The organism is Ruegeria sp. CDSA033 (assembly GCF_059612305.1).
In genome coordinates this window covers 53111-67314 of the sequence record NZ_JBXWQI010000018.1, presented here as the reverse complement: position 1 = coordinate 67314, position 14204 = coordinate 53111, and the positions used below count along the sequence as shown (strand labels likewise).

Here is a 14204-nt window from a genome sequence, read left to right as displayed (position 1 = left end):
ATACCAACCCCGAAACCCTCTGCGCCGAACGCAAAGAAGAGGGGCAAAGGCCACGAAGAGGAAATAAAACAGGCCGATAAGAACCAGTATAGCGCGCTTGATAAGGCGTATTGGCAATGGGTCAATGGCGCGAGTAGCGCGGTCTTGACCGTCAGGTGAAAGGGGCATGACGTCCTCTGATAGGGCCTGTGGCAGGTGCGTAAGCCGTGAATAAAGGCCAGCGGAGATCCTCCGGCAGCGCTTTGACATGCGCCACTTGCGAAGGAAGACAGCCTCCGCACACCTCTCTATCTGTCGAAGCCAGTACCAGATCAATGAGAAAAGACGACGTAGGGGAATGTATCTTGGTGCTTCAGTGTGACTTGAGTACCAACTGACCGGCCTTGGCATAGAATATCGGTAAGAGCCCTGACCGGACATAGCCCAGTAATCTGGTAGCTGCGAGTGCACAAGGCTGGTTGCAGCACATTTGCCGACATTGGCCGCCAAGTTGCCCGGCAACTGCCTGAGTGACAGGATCGGATGTCAGCTACGAGCCCTTAGTGCACGATGCCGCGCTCAGTACAGATGACCGCATTGGTGCTCCGTCGAACATTTGAGCGCCGGCAGCCAAAATTGTAACTTGACCCATACAACCCTAACATGGAGCAATAAAAGTATATTCAAAGCAGGAGAGATTCCGTGAAGCCTCCCTTAGCGAAATTTTTTGCTACAACGGTCAACGCAAGTTTGTTGCTTCTTATTCCGCAGGCCGTCTTATCTGATGAGGCCAGTAGCCGAGTTTCAAGCGCATTAGAACGGGCTTATGAAGGTTCCCGCTTTGATCAACTTGATGCATCTATTGATCAATGCATCATAAGGTTCCACAGGAGAGATAGCGAAGGGTGTTCCAAAGGAGGAACAATTCAGGGGAACAGTTATTTCGTTGATCTTCGGCATCACACTGCGACATATCTTGATAGATATGCCCGTGAGGTCAACGGTGAGTGGCGGTTCCGCATTGAACTGGAACCTAAAGGTAAGTGGAAGACAAGGGCCGGAGAAATTGACCAAGAACAAGATAATCTTCTAAGTTCGGCGCGCGCAAAATTGGGCTGGGGCCAACATGCGGCAATTGCTGCGAATGAAAAATTTCTTTTGCAGAATGACATGGACAGTTTTCATTCGCTAAGTACTGTCGAATATTGTCCAATGGGCCAATCACAAAGTCCATTTCTCAGGCCAATACCGCTTCAAGGAGAAATTGTGGATGACTTGGTGGAAGCTTTCAATCAACTAATGGTCGATTGCAGCGCTATTTAGACAATTACTCCCAGCATAAATTTTTGGATGGCGTTCTTCATCAGAGAGACTTGGTAGGGAAAGTGCATTATTTTGCGCCTGCGCCGCAACAGATCATGTAGGTTGATCCAAAAGCGGACATAGACACCCTCCGACTTAATGGCAGGTTTGTCCGCGTTGCTGACCTTGATGCCGTCTGACCCGACCCGATGACCTATTGAAACCGTCAGATGACCGGTTTGAGCCCTAAGCCGACCCATTTGGTCACACATCGAGCCCATTGGCCCTGCCAAAGTCAGTATAGAATGACGTACTGGTCAACTTTGCGACGGTTTCCACATCAATCGTTTCAGGGTCCCGAGCAACTTTGCTAATACCTGTCCCCTCAACGAGGCGGTTCACCAAGTTGAACACACCACAAACCTGTACCGCATCAAACAACGCACTTTCCGACCATCCGGCTTCATAGACCGCCTGTGCGTCCGACTCGATCATATGGGAAGGCGATAGCGTGAGCTTCTCTACATAAGCAAGGATGGGCTTGAATCGTTGATCGACAGGCGCTGAATGAAGGTCTTCCATCAGCGCTTCAACCAGTTTTGGATCAATGCCATAGGCGCGGGCAAATACAGTATGCGCATCGTGACAATAGGAGCAAGCATTCAACCCGGAAACGTAGGCAGCGATTAACTCGCGTTCGGAGGCGGAAAGCTCACTCTCTCCTCGCATCACAAGGCTCTCATACTGGCACCAAAGTGAAAGTTTGTCCGGAAACATTTGAAAGACGCTGCCAAGTGTTGCGTCTTCGGGAAGGGATGGAAATAGCCTCTTCATTTGATGACCTCCATAAACAATGGTGTCTAAGCGTTCGTGTTGCCTGGATAGCCGCACGGACCTAAGCCTAACAATATTTGCTTGGTCGACAAATGGCTGCTTAGTCTCGCATAGCGACTGTCCAAGGCTCCAAAATACTGCATCGTTGATTAAAAGTCCGCTTTACTGTGCATTGCCGCCGTCACTGAGTCCTAGTGCTGTGCTAGCAGCGAAGGTCTGCTTGGTGGCCGTACTCCACCAACTCTGATCCTTGGAGGAACGTCTGTTTTATCCGAGGTAGGATGACGGTGGAATGTTCGCATCGGGATGGGTGCCGTCATTTGTCGCGTTTGGCATCAACCCTGCTTCTTGAAAATACCCGTGATTGCCCTTGAGCTGGCACCAACACGATGACCATGCTTTATGACAGATCAGGCACATTAATAAGGTAGACGAAAACCATGGCAGAACGTTTTGAGCGCCACCGTCAAGCTTGGACACAAGAAGAAATTCAAAAATTGCACCTACTGGTGTCAAAGGGCGTCGGCTTGAAGGCCATAGCCAAAGCTCTCACACGCTCTGAGGAATCGACCAAGAGCAGAGCGAAGCTTGACAAGATAAAGATCAAGAAAGCACGTTGATCTTGGTGCCCTTAGTGTACTCCTGTCTTTCTTTGCAGCCGCGACCAATGGCTTCTTTGGCCTGCGAACAATCAATTGAGCTGAGCGTATAGCATGGTGGCAACGAGCCCAGTTTCACGGCTGCTGTGTGGAGATAGAGTGATCACTTTAGGGCCGGTAGAACTGCATCGACACACCATTTCCGCAGTGCTCAAATCTGGTTCGCTTTAGTTGACAAGGCGGGCTCCCATTCTCGAAAAGACGTTTACCCCCGCCGACAACCACCGGAAAGATCCACAAGCGGAACTCGTCGATGAGATTATGGGCACGAAGCGTTTGAATCAGCCGGGCGCTGCCATGAACCTGTAAAAGAGGCCCATCCCTTGCCTTCAAAGCCGAGATTTCGCCGATAACGTCATCGTTGATCGGGTGCGAGTTTTCCCAGCGCAAACTGTCAGGCTGCGAAGTAACGACGTATTTCCTGGCGCCATTCATTCGGTCTGAAAGAGCGGACTTTGGTGCACCCGGCCAATGACCCGCGAAGATGTCGTAGGTTTTGCGACCAAAAACCATGTCATATGGCTCGGACATGGCGTGACGCTCGACTTGCTCCATCACGCCGTCCCAATACGGCGCGGCCCAGCCACCGTGTTCAAATCCTTCCGACGGATCTTCTTCTGGCATACTCGGGGATTGCATCACGCCATCGAGCGTCACGAATGTCAGAATGGCAAGCTGTCGCATGTGTCCGACCTGTCAGCTAACTTCTCTTGCAGAAAGGTACTCAGCGAGCTTGTCAAAGGCCTGATTCCAGCCACCGGCACCTGCCGTGCCCGCCTCAACACCGATGTGGACCATGGTCATCAAAATTTTGCCATTCACCTCAGAGAGTTCAACAATGATCTCGGTGATGTCAGGAAAGTCATCAGGCATGCCCATCGCCTGAGGTGTGATAAGGGTTCCATCCTCATCACACATGCTCTCCGTATAGACGAGGCGATGCGGTCGGGTGACTTCTTTGTACACGCCTGTGAACCACATTTTCATGGGTCGCTCAGCCGACTTCATTTCCATGCAAACCTTACGCATGCCGCCAACAACCACGTCCATTTCGGCTACTGGAACCGACATGCCACGGGGTCCATACCATGCACTAAACAGGGCCGGGTCAGTCCACATGTCCCAGATGGTGCCAATCGGGGCGTCAAATTCTCGCTCGATCTTTACCCATTTCTTCTCGTCATTCATCCGGTGTTTCCTTCATTCCATTCAGAATTCTGTCCATTGCGTCGAACCGTGCTTCCCAGATGAAACGGTATTGGTCGGTCCAGCCTGCAACGGCCTCCAGCGGTTTTGTGTCCAAAGCACAAGGGCGGAACTGAGCATCCTTGCCACGTAAGACCAAGCCAGCAGCCTCCAGTACCCGGATATGTTTGGAAATCGCGGGTAAGGTCGCATCGAAGGGTTTTGCAAGCTCATTCACAGTCGCTGTGCCTTTGGCCAATCGGGCCAGAATTGCGCGCCTCGTCGGGTGGGCTAGCGCTGAAAAAGCTGCATCAAGTTGTTCGTCACCTGTCATGCTGACATATTATACCATTTAGTTAATTAATCAACAGGTATAATATGGTTCTGCAAGTACTTGGTCGCATTCGCCGCTTTTGCGCGGCTTAGGCGAGTCGAAGTTCGGTAGCTGTAGCAGACACCATCAGCTTTGAACTGTTCCCATGCAAATGGTTGACTTCAACCTGTATGGTGAACTAGTTCGATACACATGATGAAAGCGTTCGACATTTCCAAAGGTTATTATCCTCAGCTTGCATAGCTGCGGACGCTTCACTGTGAATTTTCCGCTGCCCTGACAGTGGTCTTAACACGAAGTGATCTCTTGCCAGGCGGCAGTTTTTGAGGTCATGAGATGAAAAACTCGACAGTTGAAAAAGCCACGACATCCGTCGGTATCATCGGTTTCGGCGCATTTGGGCAGCTGATCGCCAAACATTTGAATCAGAAATTCGAGTTGCTTGCATATGATCCGTCACCACACCTGGGAGAAGACGTGTCGAAACTCGGCGTGTCACTTGCTTCTCTTGATCAAGCTGCAAAGTGCGACGTGATTGTAATCGCTTCACCTGTTTCAAGCTTTGAGAGCGTAGTGAAATCCATTGCTGCAATCTGCCGTCCAGGTGCGATCATAGTTGATGTTGGTTCGGTAAAAGTTCAGCCCTCTGAGATTATGGATAGGTTTCTTCCAGAATATGTCAGTATCGTCGCAACCCATCCATTGTTCGGCCCGCAAAGCGTCCGCAACGGTATCAGAGGTCTAAAGATCGCTGTTTGTCCAATACGCGGACATCACTATTCCCTTGTCGCAGCTTTTCTACGAAAACACCTAGGCCTTCACGTCATAATGACGACACCGGACCAGCACGACAGGGATGCGGCAACTGTTCAAGGAATTACCCATTTGATTGCTAAGGTGTTGCTGCGCATGGGGCCTTTACCGTCTCGCATGACGACCAAAAGCTTTGACCTGATCTCAGAAGCAATCTCGATGGTACAGCATGACGCGCCCGAGGTTTTTGAGGCTATTGAGAACGCGAACCCCTACGCAAAAGAGGTCAGGCAAAGGTTCTTTGGTTTGGCGTTCGAACTGAGCTCTATTCTGGAAGACAGCGAGAAGCACGATTGAGTAGCTACCTGCTCCTAACTCCGTTCCTCGCGACGATGAATGCGGCCGAACCGTTCTCCGGGCGCCATTTGTGTTCGATGCTGAATCCGAACGCCTGCATTCTCTCGACAAGGATTTCTTGGGTAAGAACGCGGATCTTGGGCAACAAACCAATGGCCCCGAGGGCCGGTATGGCGTATTTTTCCATGCCTTCCAGGCAAACTGTCGAGCTGAAGAGCAGGCCACCTTCTTTCAATGAGCTTCGAACACGCTCCAAGGCTTCATCAAGATCCAGCACCAGGTGCAGTATCGACATAGCCAATACCGCATCATACTTCTGATCCTTCAACGGAATGGGCCAGCAATCGAACGCACTTACTTCGAAGTTTACGTTCCCAACACCCTGTTCTTTGGCTTTCTCCCGAGCAATTGAGATCATTTCTGAAGAGTAATCGATAGCGTCGATATGAGCGACATTTGGAGCGTGAATGAGTGCCGTCGTTCCCGTGCCGCAACCGATTTCCAGGAGGCGGTCCTGAGAGGAAAGATGTCTCGCAGTAAAGTCGAGCTTGTATTCGTAGGCAGCTTGGTTTCCGACGGGGCGGCGTGCATATGAACGCGCCATCATGTTCCAAAATCGTGGTGGATGGATGAGCATATCTGTTCCTTGGAATAATATGTTGCAGTCGCGAAGACTTAACTGGCGTCTTGGATGTCGAAGACTTTTTCGAGGGGCTTGTCGAAGACGCGGGAAATCAGGATCGCCAATTCAAGCGTTGGTGAATATTTTGCATTTTCGATGGCGACGATAGTTTGTCGGGTGACACCAACTCTTTCGGCGAGCTCTTTTTGAGTCATTTCGTCGGCGTCAAACCTTAGACGTCTGATGTTATTGGTGATCTTGAGCTTTCCCATGGCTCAATACCCGCGCCGATAGCTAACAAACTTGACGATATCTGCCGCAAAAGACCCGAATGCCATGCCGAAATAGATAATGTTAAACCCAATCAAAGCTGATGCATTGAAGGCTAGGGCCAGGACGGCAGAGACAAAGCCAGCACCTGCGAAGACAATGATCGCGAGGCTACCACGGCGTTCGAACAGTTTGTCACGCTCATCGACGACGAAACTGGGCTTGGGTTCGCGTGTGACAATCGCAAAACCGATATTGAACAAAATTGTGCCAATTATGGTAGCGACGATACCCAACGGGATTAACCAGATCACCATGCGGGCCCAGTTATTCACAGCATCAGGACCATCGAACATCCCAGAGGCATTCATGTCCAGAAGCCGAAAAACGACGAAGGCACTAACAGCAAGATTCACAAAGATCGAGACGACAGTGTTGCGATCTTGGTAGGTCATATCTGAGGTCTCCAGAGTGCAGCATTCAATCTGCGAGTGTCCAGTATCTAATACATGATGTATGCATTACCATGCTCTGTGTCAAATATTCTTTACACAACATGTAATCGCGTTTCTGGCGTTGGCTTTGAGACTGGGCATCTATTGACGCTACCATTTCAGACGTTTGTACGCTCATAGCGCGCGCGATTTGGACTGCAACCAGGCCGCAAGGGACTGCGAATCAAAGAGCTCGAAACAGGCTGACTTGGCTCACGACGGCTTTATCGAAAGGTTGAGTGACGCCAATTCACACACGTTTTGGCAGAAGGGTTCCGGAACTACGCGGTGGAAATCCAAAAACTTCAAACATTGTAGGTGCGCTCATAACGCTGCATTCCCAACATTGATTTCATTGAAGAAAATCTTGGAAGATTGCCCAAAACTCTGCGCGGTATTTGCGCATAACTTTGCACGATTTGCCCATAAGTTTGCGTGCTACAGAGAACCCATCAAACAAACCAGCTCCTATAGCTTATCTGCAATGCTCAAATGCAGCTTATTCCCAATCGCCAGCAGACGAGCGCCACATCTTAGCGTCCGCATCCCAAACACTGACGGTGACGCAAGGCGTTGGGTTTATTCCGTCGCAATTGGATCCATGAATATCCGCAACAACAACGCGTTGACGCCCAAAATCAACAACCCGCCAGCCCTGGTTGAGCAAGGGTTGAACCTCCTCTTCAATCAAGAAGTGAGACATGCATCCGCCAGTTCCGCAGTAAAGAGATGCGGCGCTCGAACACTCAAAACCAGACTCATTCAGAACCCAGTCGCGTTGTAGATCTCCGTCGAGATCGATTCTTTCAAACGCGCCCCAGGCTATATCAAACTGACCGTCGTTGAACTCAGCGCAGGCCTGTGCCGCCAGATCAACCTTCGCCTGCAAACCGGGCGGAAGTTGCGAAACATCAGCCGCAACAGCTGGTGGGGTCCAAACAAGGCCCGAAGCAAGCACAATCCCGGCGACCAAGCATTTCATCTGACGCGCTATTTGGAAAGCTGGTTTGCAGGAGGTATCAATTGCACTGATCATACCTGTAGTCCCCATATTCCAGCCAGTTTGCCGAGCCGTCGCTAAAAATCAGAAACTCGGACCTGTCTTCCCCAAGCAGGGCGACGACAAATCCAGCGGGCGGCTCAGAGTTCCCGAAGTAACTGTAGGCCGTCATGGCTCTGATCGACTCGCCGTTGATCGTTACTCTTGCGTCCCACTCCCCCTCCGGGTTGTCCAAAATTACGGGTTCGATCACGCGTTTTATCGCCCCGCCACCACAATAGACGATGCCTTCGGGTGCTTCGTATGAGGCCTCTTGGCTAACATCCGAGTTGCACGCAGAACGAAGGGATCGAATTGCCGCGCCGGAACCTTTCAAGTCAAAGATTCCATAGCTGACATCTTGATCAATCATGGACAGATTAACCGATGCATTTGCTGCAAGCTGGTTCAGTACAAAATCATAATCCTGCTGACTGTTGAAACTGACCTCGACGGGATAGTTGTCGACGATCTGCACGGCAGCGTTTTCTGCGCCAACCTGAAATGCTCCAACTTCGGTGGTGCCGTCCTTCAAGAAACGAATGGAAAGCCCCTGCTTGTCCGCAATGTCCTGGCTGTCCTCATATCCTGCCGGAGCAAAGCGAATACGGTCACACTGAAGTTCCAGCGTCATGTTTCCTGTCTGAATAAACGCATTGGGGTTGGGCCCGGAACTGAACGACCACTCCGCTGATGCTGTGGTCGCCACTGCCATCAGTAGCATTCCAATGGAAATGGTTTTGCAGCTCATTTTTTTCTCTCCATTGAGTTACGGTTCGCACTGTCGTTCAGCAGAAGTTCCAGCCAATTGCCCGAACAGCCAGATCAGGAAATAGGTTCGCCGTATTCGTTTGCGCCTTCTTGGGAAGGTCGTGTCAGCCACCAGATCATCAGAATGGACAGAACTAATTGAAGAATTGAGACAACAACAATACCGGTCACGCCCAGTACTGCCGCGGGTCCCCGTAATGCATCGGGGTTTTCGGTCCCTTGCTCCAATACCGAAAAGAACGCCACCCCACCCAGCATAACAAATAGCGTTGTAATGCTGAGCGCCATCGGCAGTAGCAAGTACCAGCCAGGTCGTCCTGTATCATGTAACCTCCGCCAACCGGCGGCCACCATTGGTATGAGAACGGCCAGTTGGAAAACAGAGGACAGAACCCGAGATCCCTGTCCTGTTTCGGGATCGGTCCCGAATATGATTGTGTCCAGCACAGCAAAAGCCGCACTCACGAGAACCACAAACAAGAAGAACCACCAGTATTCTGAGCGTATAGCCCGACCGGAGAACTGGAAGTATTTCGAGAAACACGATTTAACGGCTTCACCAAATCCCATTTTTCAATCCTTTCTTAATTTCTGTGCGGCCTCAAACGCTTTGCCGCTCAGGAGAACGCACTCGCCCCTACGGATGCTCCCACTTACCTTTTTGTTTAAAAGTAGAAGCCTATCGCATGAGAGCGTAAAGAAGTTCACGCGCGGAAAAAATATTGATTTATTAAAAATTAGATTCAAACATGCGAATTCGACACAGCTTTCATTTTACCTCCGTTGTCGTCGCTGTCGCCCGATGTGTCGGGCCCTTCCGACTGCTGGAGTGAGTGCTGGCGGTCGGAAGGCACTTTACAATGATCGAGCGTTGGGAGGACGCGATGCTCAGGCTTAACGTACTCGCCCTCTTTCCAGAGTTTGATCTAGCATTTGCCAGTGTCGTCATTCGGCCATCACGCATTGTTGGCGGCCCCGATAGTCAACGAAATATCGTTCCGCCGACCAAGGCCCCCGCGCGGCAAGTTTTGGGAAATGTGGTCACAGGATCAAGGTATGTTCTATTGGCTGCAAAGACGCGAGAGCTTCAAAAAAGCGCATCCAATTTCACTAATTTCAACGGAACCAGAGGGAGAAGAAAATGTCTAACAAGATGGTGATGATTACAGGCGCGACATGTTTCGCACTGCTCGCGGCCTGCGACGACACGGGTACATCCAATGCGTCCGCCGAACTCACACCCGCTCAGCAGGCGTGTTTGCGAGATGTAGCCAACACGACGAACAATTCGCAAGTCGTGGTGCTCTCATCCGCGTTTAGCGAGGCGGGAACACAGGTCACAGTCGGCGTTGGCGAGGATCGTGCTCCTTGGAATTGCATTGCTTACAGTGATGGCGCGACGGCCGGTATCGAGTTCCTGGGCGACGAAGGCGCACTGTGAGTAGTCTGTCGCGTAGCCGAAATCGGCTGCGCAGCACTGGCTTGATCTGCTGAGGCTCGACTTGGTTTGTAGAATAACCACCATCGTATTCGCGATCCTTTACCTGTTGGCTTTGTTTGTGTTCTTGACGGGTACATTTGGCTGGTTTGGACAAGAAAAAGACCCTTTGTCTGGGGTGTTCCTTTTGCCGTTGGGACTGCCCTGGATACTTGTATCGGACTTGGTCTCAGAGCAAATCAAACCGTGGTTCGCGGCGCTTGCACCAGTACTTAACCTGTTAGCGCTGGTCTTGATTTGCAGATTGGTAGGCAGATTGCGCCAGAAGTGAAGGCGGAGTTCCTTCTCACCCAAAAGGAGGAAAACATGGGAAAAGTGATCTTGGGAATTGTGATCGGGCTCGTCCTTGGCGTGGTTGGGGCGATGACCTTGGGTAGCGGGGCTGCGATGGGCGTCGGAGTTGCGACAGGCTTGTCCGCCGGTGTCTGCACCACATTGAAAGGAGCACAAGCCGAGAACCTTATCACCGCCGAGCAAGCGGATCAGATCCTCAACCGCGTAAATTCCGAAATGGCGTCACTGCAAGGAATTGAAACGACGGACGAGATCGTCGGCAGCGCACAGGCATGCGATGAATTTCTGTCAAAGTTACGAGAAGCAAAGTGAGGTTCCGCTTTGAACGGAGCAAAACTCTAAGGATTAGCCAACAGGGAACCATCTGATGAAACTCGATTTACTCAAACTCCTCACACCCATGTTCGCAATCGCGGGCGCAGCAGCTTTTGCAATGTCAGAAGCCGACGACGCATGTATCGACCATTTGCGGCAGGTTGGTGGACCAGACGGCCAATCCGGTACGATTGAAAGCTCTCAGTTCTCCGAAGCGGGCACGCTCGTCATGCTACGTGACGCAGGCGGAACGCTTTGGCGCTGCATCGCGTACAAGGATGGTAGCATCGGCGAGATGTCGGTTGTCGAAGCGATGGATGATGGCGGTGGAGCCAAGGCAGGCGCAGCCAAGTCTACTGGAAGCCAACGTGTCAAATTTGATTCTGGCTCCACTGGCGCAGAACTAGTCGGTGAACTCGCGCCCGGAGCGTCGCAGCAATACGTTCTGGGTGCCAAAAACGAACAGTTTCTTTACGTTCGCGTTGCTCCGCGAAATGGCTCCTTGGACTACGTTATTCGCAACCCCGATGGTTCTGAACTGTTGGGATTGATGTCGGCGGACAAGGAGTATCGAGGACAGCTTTGGCAATCCGGTGATCATGTTGTGGAGGTTATCAATCGCGGCAATTCTTCCGTCGATTACAACGTAATTTTCGGAATTGAATAGGTGATCAACCAGAAACCCTGGAACGCTAGTCCAAAAAAGCGAGGGAAAAACAGATGAAATCCAAGGTCCTATTTGTGATCGGCACGGCGTGTATTGCAGCGCTTGCAGCATGCGACGAGAGTGACGGATCGGTGGATGCAAGTGCACCAACTGTGGGTAGTTCTAGCGATCTTACGTCATTTGAAGGGGCAAGAGCGGGCCAAGCTGAAATGGGTATTCAAAGTCTCGGGTTTGAACTCATCCGAAGCGAGGGGCTAACCTCGTACTGGTTTAACAAGGATACCGGTGCATGCGCTCGGATCACGACCTCCGAGGGAAGGTACTCAGATGTAGCTATGCTGCCATCAGGTGACTGCTGACAGACTTCCATCAATCCCAAATCTGAAAGAAGGTGTTCAAGCTTGCAATTCGACCTGGCACACGCGGCGGTCATCGTTGTCGCCTTAATCATCACTAACCTGGCATTGAAATTGGCTGGCGTGATCAATGAAGAAAATAAGCACCAATGGAACTGGAAAGTTGTTCTAGCTTACTTCGTAGTCGTCGTTATCATCAATCTGGTGTGGCCCATTTAAAGTTTCACAGCGGAAAGCTAACTGCCCACTTGATATGGTTGTCGTGAACTAGCCTTTCCGAGAGACTATCAGGTCGCAAGAGTTTGAGCATCAAAGGTTCAAGTATAGAAAGGAGATGGCATGCGGTTTTTGGCGTCCCTCATATTCATTGGTGTTCTCGCAACCACTGCGAATTCTGACGTGACCAGTCGAAATGGCGGTCCAAGCAACAGTCAAATGCTGTCAAAGGGTGGTGACGGAGGCGTTGATGGTGTCGATTTCTTTCGCCCAGTCTTAAGCGGAGTGTTGTATCGATCCGGTTTCAAGGGTGGCGACAAGGATCGAACTGGCCTAAGTGAGGGTCAACGCGAAACTCTGTGCGGTGAAGGGTTTTCAACCGGGTTTTATGCCGACTTTGGCAAAAACACTGAATACGGTCGCACCAGTTGTGGAAACGGATCCTTTGACTATCAAAGTGCCAGATCCTCCCGACCCAGTGCTGTCATGGCTTCCATACACGAGGTGATTCAAAACCCTGGAAAAGGCCCTGTCCTGGTGCACTGCATGTGGGGTGTTCATTCCTCGGGAGCATTGTCGGCAATGGCGCTCGTTCAGTTTTGTGGTTGGACGGAAGAAAGGGCCAAGGAATATTGGAATGATGCCCGAAACGGGGCCCCATGTTCAGGCGGGTGCGACCAGTGGATTGACTCAAAATTCTCCAACTTCAGCGTCGACCCCAAGTTGAAAATCTCCACCGAACAACAGGCAGCGATTTGCCCCAAATGATATTGGGAGGACTATCCAAATGAAGTTCAACCTTCTGGGGTCACTTGCTTTCATTGCACCCACCGTCTTATGGGCGAACGACGATGTTCTAGGTGAAGCCACGACATTTGATAGTCCCAACGGCGGTACTGAACGCTGTATTCGGATCGAAAAAATTCCAATGGGCGAGTATAAGAACAGCGACCTTGAGGAAGAAACAACCTATTGCGAGATCGATTTCTATGCCTCCGAAATTGCGATTTGCCCAAAAACTTGGAGCACCAGCCCAGGAATGGCCGTCTACGATATTTCGGAAGGACCCTACACGGGGAACCGTTCCGAATTCGAGAGAAACGCTTGCAAAGAGGGGAAGGCAGCAAAAGATCTGGCCAAGGACAGGGTGGCTAAGTTCAAGTCCACCATGAACCAAAAGGGCACCAGTGGAACGTTTTCAACCTCGTCGCTGCTTTACTATCATTTCTCCAGATATTTCGACACGACTGTCAAAGTTCCAGTCGCCGTTTGGCGTAGCATGGACGCCCAGGCGCATTTTTCCGAGGTCGCAGAGCCTGGCCTTGCGATTTCTGGCGGCTCTCATGGCGGGCGCATGAACCATGAAGGCTGGCGGGTCTTCGCAGCTGCGGATGCCGACCCGAACTCATACCAACCGACAGATGATCTGTTCACATCGGATCGAACGCAAATATACGGCGTGCTGCTTGATAGCCCTGGGCATCGATACGGCTCGGAAATCAACGGCACCCGTAAATCTGGTTGGGGGAAAGGTCAGAACCGCGATTTTCAGGAAACGCCCGCTTTCTTAGCTTTGCGGTCTTCAAAACCATTGTCAGAGGCAATCGCAGAGGGCGTCAGAGAAGGTCGAAGAGACCGGATGATCAACAAGGATCTCGGCCCCGATGTCAGCGACCAACAGATGGCATTTTGGATGCAAGAACTTACCGAGATTGTTCTCCTAGATTTCATCTTTAGCCAGCAGGACCGCGTAGGAAACATAGACTTCACACCCTATTGGTATTGGGTCGAAGACGGAGACCTGAAGCATAGGAAGGCCAAGCACCATCAGCCAAACGATGGAGACGTTCCCGCCGACGCATTATTGATCCGTCGCAGCAATCTAAACGACAACGATGCTGGTGGGCGGGTTGAGTATGCCAACTTCGCGAAATCTACTCAAATGCTAGAGAAAATGCGGCATTTCTCTCCAAGCACATACCGACGCTTGGTTGCGCTGAATAGTGAGCTTCAAACTCAAGGCCCGGTTTATAACTGGCTGTCGCAAAGCCTTGGGCTGTCAGACAGTCAGATTGCACAAGTCGTCAAAAATACCGCGCTGGCAACGTCCATCCTCCAGAGCAATTGTTCAAATGGTGAATTGATATTCGATTTGGATCCCGCCGCATTTTTTCTGACAAGCGACGCCGAGCAAGAGGCCTTAGACTGTAGTGACCCGTAACCTTTCTACCCTTTTTGCGGCGTGCATTTGGACAGCTC

General features: G+C 51.1%; 18 protein-coding genes. 8 read left to right on the top strand and 10 right to left on the bottom strand.

Translation table 11 applies throughout. From position 1 onward, the window contains the following. Positions 1-681: 681 nt before the first annotated feature. The gene (locus tag AC2FLA_RS18650) at positions 682-1302 is read left to right on the top strand and encodes a hypothetical protein (protein WP_496724271.1); all 621 of its coding nucleotides are present in this window, start codon (positions 682-684) and stop codon (positions 1300-1302) included. Between the two features lie 243 nt (positions 1303-1545). Here the strand turns inward: AC2FLA_RS18650 and AC2FLA_RS18645 are convergent, their stop codons facing one another. After that, positions 1546-2115: a carboxymuconolactone decarboxylase family protein gene (locus tag AC2FLA_RS18645; protein WP_496724269.1), complete on the bottom strand. Its 570-nt coding sequence runs from the start codon at positions 2113-2115 to the stop codon at positions 1546-1548. 440 nt (positions 2116-2555) lie between these two features. On the opposite strand from AC2FLA_RS18645, the gene AC2FLA_RS18640 reads away from it, so the two are divergent. Further along, positions 2556-2735 (top strand): hypothetical protein, encoded by a 180-nt coding sequence (locus tag AC2FLA_RS18640; protein ID WP_496724267.1) that lies wholly within the window; start codon positions 2556-2558, stop codon positions 2733-2735. Between the two features lie 147 nt (positions 2736-2882). On the opposite strand, the gene AC2FLA_RS18635 is transcribed toward AC2FLA_RS18640, so the two are convergent. From AC2FLA_RS18635 to AC2FLA_RS18625, 3 genes are read right to left on the bottom strand one after another with little or no spacing between them, the layout of a single operon-like run. Further along, positions 2883-3458: a dihydrofolate reductase family protein gene (locus AC2FLA_RS18635; RefSeq protein ID WP_496724265.1), complete on the bottom strand. Its 576-nt coding sequence runs from the start codon at positions 3456-3458 to the stop codon at positions 2883-2885. A gap of 12 nt (positions 3459-3470) precedes the next feature. Continuing rightward, positions 3471-3962, bottom strand: a complete 492-nt coding sequence (locus AC2FLA_RS18630) for an SRPBCC family protein (RefSeq protein WP_496724263.1) — start codon at positions 3960-3962, stop codon at positions 3471-3473. Further along, positions 3955-4293: an ArsR/SmtB family transcription factor gene (locus AC2FLA_RS18625; protein ID WP_496724261.1), complete on the bottom strand. Its 339-nt coding sequence runs from the start codon at positions 4291-4293 to the stop codon at positions 3955-3957. Before AC2FLA_RS18625 ends, AC2FLA_RS18630 begins: the two co-directional genes overlap by 8 nt. A 336-nt stretch (positions 4294-4629) precedes the next feature. Here AC2FLA_RS18625 and AC2FLA_RS18620 point away from each other — a divergent pair, with 336 nt between their 5' ends. Continuing rightward, complete coding sequence (locus tag AC2FLA_RS18620) at positions 4630-5403, top strand: prephenate dehydrogenase/arogenate dehydrogenase family protein (RefSeq protein ID WP_496724259.1); 774 nt, start codon at positions 4630-4632, stop codon at positions 5401-5403. A 4-nt stretch (positions 5404-5407) separates the two neighbouring features. Here the strand turns inward: AC2FLA_RS18620 and AC2FLA_RS18615 are convergent, their stop codons facing one another. From AC2FLA_RS18615 to AC2FLA_RS18590, 6 genes are all read right to left on the bottom strand, one after another. Continuing rightward, complete coding sequence (locus tag AC2FLA_RS18615; RefSeq protein WP_496724257.1) at positions 5408-6040, bottom strand: class I SAM-dependent methyltransferase; 633 nt, start codon at positions 6038-6040, stop codon at positions 5408-5410. A 38-nt stretch (positions 6041-6078) separates the two neighbouring features. Then, on the bottom strand, positions 6079-6297 hold the full coding sequence (locus AC2FLA_RS18610) for a helix-turn-helix transcriptional regulator (RefSeq protein ID WP_010443208.1): 219 nt from the start codon (positions 6295-6297) through the stop codon (positions 6079-6081). Positions 6298-6300: 3 nt separating this feature from the next. After that, positions 6301-6750, bottom strand: coding sequence for a hypothetical protein (locus tag AC2FLA_RS18605; protein WP_299947339.1), 450 nt, complete (start codon positions 6748-6750; stop codon positions 6301-6303). A gap of 538 nt (positions 6751-7288) precedes the next feature. Continuing rightward, positions 7289-7825 carry a hypothetical protein gene (locus AC2FLA_RS18600; protein WP_496724254.1) on the bottom strand — a complete coding sequence of 179 codons (537 nt, stop codon included), beginning with the start codon at positions 7823-7825 and terminating at the stop codon, positions 7289-7291. Continuing rightward, entirely contained in the window at positions 7809-8579 is a 771-nt protein-coding gene (locus tag AC2FLA_RS18595) for a hypothetical protein (protein ID WP_496724252.1), read from the bottom strand. The genes AC2FLA_RS18600 and AC2FLA_RS18595 overlap by 17 nt, the downstream gene beginning before the upstream one ends. Positions 8580-8653: 74 nt before the next feature. Next, entirely contained in the window at positions 8654-9169 is a 516-nt protein-coding gene (locus tag AC2FLA_RS18590; RefSeq protein ID WP_496724250.1) for a DUF805 domain-containing protein, read from the bottom strand. 571 nt (positions 9170-9740) lie between these two features. Between AC2FLA_RS18590 and AC2FLA_RS18585 the strand changes: the two genes are divergently transcribed. The 5 genes from AC2FLA_RS18585 to AC2FLA_RS18565 all read left to right on the top strand — a co-directional run bounded on the left by AC2FLA_RS18585 (position 9741) and on the right by AC2FLA_RS18565 (position 14166). Further along, a complete protein-coding gene (locus AC2FLA_RS18585) occupies positions 9741-10040 on the top strand; it encodes a hypothetical protein (RefSeq protein ID WP_496724248.1) in 300 nt (99 codons plus the stop codon). Positions 10041-10403: 363 nt separating this feature from the next. Beyond that, positions 10404-10703: a hypothetical protein gene (locus tag AC2FLA_RS18580; protein ID WP_480915508.1), complete on the top strand. Its 300-nt coding sequence runs from the start codon at positions 10404-10406 to the stop codon at positions 10701-10703. Between the two features lie 55 nt (positions 10704-10758). Next, the gene (locus tag AC2FLA_RS18575; protein ID WP_496724246.1) at positions 10759-11373 is read left to right on the top strand and encodes a hypothetical protein; all 615 of its coding nucleotides are present in this window, start codon (positions 10759-10761) and stop codon (positions 11371-11373) included. A 401-nt stretch (positions 11374-11774) separates the two neighbouring features. Continuing rightward, positions 11775-11948, top strand: a complete 174-nt coding sequence (locus tag AC2FLA_RS18570) for a hypothetical protein (protein ID WP_481668353.1) — start codon at positions 11775-11777, stop codon at positions 11946-11948. Between the two features lie 784 nt (positions 11949-12732). Next, positions 12733-14166: a hypothetical protein gene (locus AC2FLA_RS18565; protein ID WP_142639633.1), complete on the top strand. Its 1434-nt coding sequence runs from the start codon at positions 12733-12735 to the stop codon at positions 14164-14166. Positions 14167-14204: the final 38 nt, after the last annotated feature.